The organism is Methanococcoides sp. NM1 (genome assembly GCF_900774285.1).
Taxonomy (GTDB): Archaea; Halobacteriota; Methanosarcinia; order Methanosarcinales; family Methanosarcinaceae; genus Methanococcoides; species Methanococcoides vulcani.
The window spans coordinates 1-210 of the sequence record NZ_CAAGTW010000045.1 but is presented as its reverse complement, the minus strand read 5'-3'; the positions used below and the strand labels follow the sequence as shown (position 1 = coordinate 210).

Below are 210 nucleotides of genomic sequence, written 5' to 3'. Positions count from 1 at the left end.
CCAATGTCAGTGATCCTGACAGTTCCTATGTAGCAACCGGTCTTGATGAAGCTACCATCTACCAGATCAGTACAAGAACTGTGGATACTGACGGTAATATCAACACTACCTGGGTAAATGATACTGCAACCACCCTGGACCTTACTGCACCGGCCAGTGTAACCAGCCTGGACGAATCAAGTGTTAGTGGTAGTTCAATAACATGGAACT

The 210-nt window shown here is 46.2% G+C and carries 1 protein-coding gene; it reads left to right on the top strand.

Annotated features, from left to right (window positions below; translation table 11 throughout):
• Positions 1-210, top strand: a 210-nt coding sequence (locus E7X56_RS11915; RefSeq protein ID WP_167879545.1) for a hypothetical protein, incomplete at both ends; no start/stop codon positions are given.